The sequence below is a fragment of the uncultured Rummeliibacillus sp. genome (assembly GCF_934216135.1).
Classification (GTDB): Bacteria; Bacillota; Bacilli; order Bacillales_A; family Planococcaceae; genus Rummeliibacillus.
The window spans coordinates 43,364-50,107 of record NZ_CAKQBI010000022.1 but is presented as its reverse complement, the minus strand read 5'-3'; the positions used below and the strand labels follow the sequence as shown (position 1 = coordinate 50,107).

At 35.2% G+C, this 6,744-nt stretch carries 7 protein-coding genes; all 7 read right to left on the bottom strand.

Annotation, left to right across the window (positions count from 1 at the left end; translation table 11 throughout):
• Positions 1-481 precede the first annotated feature (481 nt).
• Positions 482-1,981 (bottom strand): lysine--tRNA ligase, encoded by a 1,500-nt coding sequence (gene lysS, locus Q0977_RS13220; RefSeq protein ID WP_206426832.1) that lies wholly within the window; start codon positions 1,979-1,981, stop codon positions 482-484.
• 254 nt (positions 1,982-2,235) lie between these two features.
• The gene (gene dusB, locus Q0977_RS13215; protein WP_119416060.1) at positions 2,236-3,264 is read right to left on the bottom strand and encodes a tRNA dihydrouridine synthase DusB; all 1,029 of its coding nucleotides are present in this window, start codon (positions 3,262-3,264) and stop codon (positions 2,236-2,238) included.
• Between the two features lie 26 nt (positions 3,265-3,290).
• Positions 3,291-3,497, bottom strand: coding sequence for a helix-turn-helix domain-containing protein (locus Q0977_RS13210; protein ID WP_119416059.1), 207 nt, complete (start codon positions 3,495-3,497; stop codon positions 3,291-3,293).
• On the bottom strand, positions 3,440-3,970 hold the full coding sequence (gene folK / locus Q0977_RS13205) for a 2-amino-4-hydroxy-6-hydroxymethyldihydropteridine diphosphokinase (protein ID WP_119416058.1): 531 nt from the start codon (positions 3,968-3,970) through the stop codon (positions 3,440-3,442). Before folK ends, Q0977_RS13210 begins: the two co-directional genes overlap by 58 nt.
• Positions 3,967-4,335 (bottom strand): dihydroneopterin aldolase, encoded by a 369-nt coding sequence (gene folB / locus Q0977_RS13200; protein ID WP_119416057.1) that lies wholly within the window; start codon positions 4,333-4,335, stop codon positions 3,967-3,969. The genes folK and folB overlap by 4 nt, the downstream gene beginning before the upstream one ends.
• A gap of 49 nt (positions 4,336-4,384) precedes the next feature.
• Positions 4,385-5,212, bottom strand: a complete 828-nt coding sequence (gene folP / locus Q0977_RS13195; protein ID WP_119416056.1) for a dihydropteroate synthase — start codon at positions 5,210-5,212, stop codon at positions 4,385-4,387.
• A gap of 472 nt (positions 5,213-5,684) precedes the next feature.
• The gene (gene cysK / locus Q0977_RS13190) at positions 5,685-6,614 is read right to left on the bottom strand and encodes a cysteine synthase A (protein WP_119416055.1); all 930 of its coding nucleotides are present in this window, start codon (positions 6,612-6,614) and stop codon (positions 5,685-5,687) included.
• Positions 6,615-6,744: the final 130 nt, after the last annotated feature.

Here is a 6,744-nt window from a genome sequence, read left to right as displayed (position 1 = left end):
ATGATATCTATTTTGTCTTTGTTAAAAAAACAAAGTTTATTGATTAACATCTTGCTTGTTCAGTTTTCAAGGTTCATGTTCAATCGCTGTCAGCGACTTAATTATTATATCAAACAACTTATTTTTTTGTCAAGAACTTTTTTTAAAAAAATCTTTGCTAATCTATAGTTGTCATTGATTAATTTTCATCGTTTCTAAACGACTTATATATTATATCAATATGATTTTTATTTGTCAAGATTTTTTAAATCTTTTCTAAAAGAAATGTGTTAATTAAATTAACAGCTCAATTAATATAACACAATATCATTGTATGTACAAGCTATTTCAGAAAAATAAACTTAGCTTTTCTAAAATAATATTTATTCACAATCTAATATTCATCAATATAATGATATTAGAACATTTTATATGCTAGGAAAGTAAACAAAAGCGACGTTCTCTTTGTCCAAGTGAACGTCGCTTAAGGTATTCTTATAAATTAGTCACGTGCTCGCATTAATGGGAATAATAATACATCACGAATAGATTGAGAGTTTGTCAAAAGCATAATCATACGGTCAATACCAATACCTAAGCCACCAGTAGGTGCCATACCATATTCTAAAGCTTCTAAGAAATCTTCATCCATTTCATGAGCTTCATCATTACCTAGCTCTTTTTCACGCATTTGCGCTTCAAATCGTTGACGTTGATCGATAGGATCATTTAGTTCAGTAAATGCATTTGCATGTTCGCGACGTACGATAAATAATTCGAAACGGTCAGTGAATCGTGGATCTTCAGCATTTTTCTTAGCAAGTGGAGAAATCTCAACTGGATGTCCATAAACAAAAGTTGGTTGGATTAATGTTTCTTCAACTTTTTGCTCGAAGAATTCATTGATGATATGTCCCACTTCCATACTATCTTTAATATCAACGTGATGTTCACGAGCAAGAATTTGCGCTTCTTCTTTCGTCATTTCTTTCCAGAAGTCTACTCCTGTAGCTTCTTTAACTGCATCTACCATGTGTAGACGTTTCCAGCCTTTAGAAAGATCAATTGTATTTTCACCATATTGAACTTGAGTTGTTCCAAGCACTTCTTGAGCAACATGTCCAAATAAGTCTTCAGTAAGGTCCATTATGTCATGGAAATCTGCATATGCTTCGTATAATTCAAGAAGTGTAAACTCTGGGTTATGACGAGTAGAAACACCTTCATTACGGAAAACACGTCCGATTTCATATACCTTTTCAAGACCGCCTACAATTAAGCGTTTTAAGTATAGTTCAATTGCAATACGCATATACATTGTTGCATCTAATGCGTTATGATGTGTAACGAATGGACGAGCTGCTGCTCCTCCTGCTACAGAGTTTAACATTGGAGTTTCAACTTCAAGGTAACCCTTGTTATCTAAGAAATTGCGGATAGAACGAATGATTTGACTACGTGTAATAAATGTTTGTTTACTATCTTCATTCGTAATTAAATCTAAATAACGTTGACGGTAACGTTGTTCTACATCTTGTAAGCCATGGAATTTCTCAGGTAATGGTCGTAAAGACTTAGATAGGAAAGTGAATTCTAATGCTTTAACAGTTAGTTCACCTACATGTGTTTTAAAGATTGTACCTTTAATACCTACGATATCTCCAAGATCAGCGTGTTTAAAGATATCATACGCTTCTTCACCAATTGCATCTTTTCGTACGTAAATTTGGATTTGACCACCAAGATCTTGGATATTAGCAAATCCAACTTTGCCTTTACTACGTTTTGTCATAATACGTCCAGCAATGATCACTTGTTCTAGATGATCATTTTCTTCTAACTCTTCTTTTGATAAGTCAGCATATTGTTCTTTTAATTCGTTGGAAAGATGTGTGCGTTCAAAACGTTGACCGAATGGGTCTAAGCCTTGTTCTCTTATAGAATCCATTTTTTGGCGTCTCACCAAAAGTTGGTCATTTAATTCTTCTGCCACGATTTTCACTCCTTATATTTGTTCCGCTAAGCAGTCCATAATGTATTTATTGTACACAATTTTCTGTGATGAATCACGTCTTTCTACTCATTTCTCTGCTAAATCTAATATTATATATGACATAGAGAATAAGAAGTGATTCAAAACTACGTGTAAATAGTATTAAAAAAAAATAATACCTTAAGTTGTTATAAAGTAAGCATTTGAGGGTGTCTTAAAGCACTTTCCACTTGTAAGACACTCTCTAAAAGCATTTATCTCTATCACACGATTTCAATTGATTGAGCAGTTTCTTCGCGTCCTTCAACTTCCTCAACAAGTTCGTTCAAAATTGCATGTAGCTCTAATGCAGATTCTGCCTGATTGATAAGGTTTCTTGCCTTGCCATTTCCACGTACCCCTTTTAAATACCAAGAGGCATGTTTGCGCATTTCACGCACAGCAATTTTTTCTCCTTTAAGTTTCATCAAACGATCAAAGTGTAAGAGGCAGACATCTATCTTCTCACGAATTGGTGGTTCAGGCATAAGTTTTCCTGATTTTAAATATTCAACCGTACGATAGATCATCCATGGATTTCCAAGCGCTGCACGACCAATCATAACACCATCAGCACCTGTATATTCTAAAAGGCGTTTAGCATCTTCTGGTGTTTCAACATCACCATTCCCGATAAATGGAATATTAATGTTTTCTTTTACTTCTTTTAAAATATCCCAATTCGCTTTTCCTTCATACATTTGAAGGCGTGTGCGACCATGCATTGCAATGGCAGAAGCCCCTGCACGTTCTGCAGCCTGTGCATTTTTTACGGCGAAGACATGATCTTCGTCCCAACCAATACGCATTTTACAACTTACAGGTTTATCGACAGCATCTACAACTGCTGAAACCATTTCATAGATTTTATTTGGATCTAGCAACCATTTAGCTCCCGCTTCACATTTGATAATCTTATTAACTGGACATCCCATATTGATATCAATAATATCAGCTGTCGTATATTTATCTACATATTGCGCAGCTTCAACTAATGTTTCCTTGTTACCGCCAAAGATTTGAAGCGAAAGAGGGTTTTCACGTTCATCAATATAAAGCATATTCATCGTTTTACTATTACGTTGTACAATCCCTTTATCGGATATCATTTCAGCATATACTAAACCTGCTCCAAATTCTTTAACTGTAAGGCGAAATGCTGAATTACAGACACCTGCCATGGGAGCAAGTACAACACGGTTGTCCATGATTATATCGCCAATTTTAAACGGTTTGTCGTTAGTTAATGTCACCGTTTATCCTCCTTCGTAGGCGAATATTAAATTTCACCTTTAAGTTCGTTTATATTTATCTTAAGATTTTTTGCTATAATTTTTAGTTCATCTTCAGTTGCCTGGCGTTCTCCCCTTTCGATTTTCCCTAAAATCGAAAGGGGTATACCTGTTAATTTAGCAAATTCGTCTTGATTTATCCTTTTGAGTTTTCTGAAAGCACGAATTCTGATACCCCAGTGACTGTTTTCCATCGTCTAACGCCTTCTTTTCCAACTAGTTCAAGCATCGTTCTTAATGCCAGGCCTGTAGGAGGGTATATTAGATTTGGATCAATCTCAAGTAAAGGTACAAGAACAAAGGCACGTTCATGCATACGAGGATGCGGAACGATCAGTGTCTCCGTCTCAATATTGTCATGATTATAGAACAAAATGTCAAGGTCTATCGTTCGTGGCCCCCAACGAATAATTCTCACTCTTTTTAATGCCTGTTCAATTTTTTGACATTCCTCCAACATCTCTTGAGCAGGTAATGTAGTGCGCACCTGAACTACCATATTCAAAAATAAATCTTGATTCGTATATCCTACGGGGTCGGTTTCATAAATTGATGAAAGTTTAACAACTTCAATTTCCTTCTGTTGTTGCAATAGTTGCACAGCATGACGCAATGTTTCCTCTTTATCCCCCATATTGGATCCTAATGAGATATAGACTTCGTTCATGCAAACACTCCTCTAGTTATTTCAACAGATACTTCTCTGTAATGACCAGGAATAGGCGGATCTGGTTTAATTATTTCTACTCTAATCCCTTTCACACTATCAGGATAAGCATCTCTTATTTCTTTTGCAACCGTTTCTGCAACAGTTTCAATTAATTTATATGGTTTACCTTCAACAACTTTTTTGCAAATATCATAAACCTCTGCATAACTTACTGTATGTTCAAGATTGTCCGTTTCACCTGCATGTTGTAAATCTGTAGCTATAGCTAATGTGACACGGAATCTTTGGCCAAGCTTCGTTTCTTCTGGTAACACTCCATGATAACCGTAGAATTCCATATCTTTAACATGAATATAATCCATTACGTTCCTCCTCGTAACATTTCAATAACATTTCAAACTTTAACCATAATTACTTTAATGCATCCATCATTTTCATCATTCTTGCAATTGGTTTTACATCATGAACACGTACCATATGACAGCCTTTGTCGACTCCATAACAACATGTAGCTCCAGTACCTTCCATACGCTCTTCTACTGGAAGATCAAGTACTGTTCCAATCATACGCTTACGAGATGTTGCTAGTAATACTGGGTACCCCATATCTACAAGGTTCGGTAATGCCTTCATCATTTCAATATTTTGCTCATGCGATTTCGCAAAACCAATACCAGGATCTAACCAAATATATTCATCTTTGACGCCAGCTTCACTTGCAATTTGAATACTTTTTTCTAAATCACTTTTGGCATCCGCCCAAAAATTATTGCTGTAAGCCTCATCTTTACGATTATGCATTAAGATAATTGGTACGTTAAGTTCTGCAGCTACTTTAGCAATTTCCGGGTCATATTGAGCACCCCAAATATCATTGATAATATGTGCACCTGCTTCAATAGCAGCACGTGCAACTTCCGATTTAAATGTATCAACTGAAATTAATACATCCACTTCGGAGCGAATTGCTTTAATAGCAGGAATAACACGTTTTAACTCTTCCTCTGCAGAAATAGGTGTATGACCTGGTCGTGTAGATTCACCACCAATATCTATAATATTAGCACCATCGGCAACCATTTCTTTTGCATGTTTAACCGCATTATCGACAGAGTTATACTTACCACCATCCGAAAAAGAGTCAGGTGTAACATTTAAAATACCCATAACAAACGTTTTTTTAGCAAAATCCAATCTATGACCATCTATTGTTAGTACTTTATACTTTTCAAGATTCATTTTCCTACTCCCTTTCAAATTAGATAATATATCCTTTTTATAAATACGCTTTACCCTTTATAGCTAATTTTCTTCTTACCATTATTCCTTTTATATCTAGCAAAGCTAGCTATCGTAATCGTTGGAGCGACCATTGATGTAAATAAACCATCTATTATTCCCCAGAAAATAAAGAAAGCTCCCCCTATTCTTAAATAGCTTGTCGCTAAAGTAGAAACTGTGCTCTATACAATCTTTTTTATCTCTATTATAGCATTCTTACATATGCTGAAAATGTACATAAGAATTCTAAACACACTAATCTTTCTTCAGTATAACAACACCTATTCATGAAACATAGATATAGAATTTATCAAAAGTACTCCCTAAGAATGGCCAATTTGAATATATTTACATTAACAAGCTAAATTCATCTCAACAAAAAGAGCATCCGATATTTTCGGATGCTCTTTTTAAATATATAAATTTATGATTAATCGTCGTAACGATATAATGGTGTACTAAAGTAACGTTCACCAGTATCAGGAAGAAGCGCTAAAACATTTTTGCCTTTTCCAAGACGTTTTGCTGTTTCAATTGCTGCATACATAGCTGCACCTGCAGAAATACCAGCTAATACACCTTCTTCTCTTGCTACTTTACGAGCTGTTTCAAATGCATCTTCATTTTCAACTGGGAAAATAGAAGTGTAAGCTTCAGTGTTTAATACTTCTGGTACAAATCCAGCACCAATACCTTGGATTTTATGTGGACCTGGTTTACCACCTGAAAGAACAGGAGAATCTTTTGGTTCTACCGCGATTACTTCAATGTCAGGGAATTTTTCTTTTAGTACTTCACCAGTACCTGTTACTGTACCACCAGTACCAACTCCTGCGATAAATGCATCTAAGCTTAAACCATCAAATGCTTCAATAATTTCAGGACCAGTAGTTAAACGGTGTGCTTCAACATTTGCTGGATTTTCAAATTGTTGAGGTACGAACCAACCATTCTCGTTTGATAACTCTTCCGCTTTAGCAATTGCACCTTTCATGCCATCTGCTCCTGGAGTTAAAACTAATTCTGCACCATAAGCACGTAATAAATTTCGGCGTTCAACACTCATTGTATCAGGCATTACAATTACTGTTTTATATCCTTTTGCAGCTGCAACCATAGCAAGACCGATACCAGTGTTTCCACTTGTTGGTTCAATAATTGTACTACCAGGTTTTAATTTACCTTCTTTTTCAGCCGCTTCGATCATGGCTGCTGCAATACGATCTTTAACACTACTTCCTGGATTAAAATATTCTAGTTTTACATATACATTAGCATCATTAGGACCTGTTACATGATTCAACTTTACAATCGGTGTATTACCAATCAATTCTACTACTGAGTTTACAATTTTACTCATTTACCATTCCACTCCTAATCCCTAGTAATTTAATAAGCTTTATAGTTTTTATATTACAACTTTTAAAAATAGTTTGTCAATAAAAAAACAGCTTATATTCCAAATAAATATAAGCCGTTCTTTCTACTCA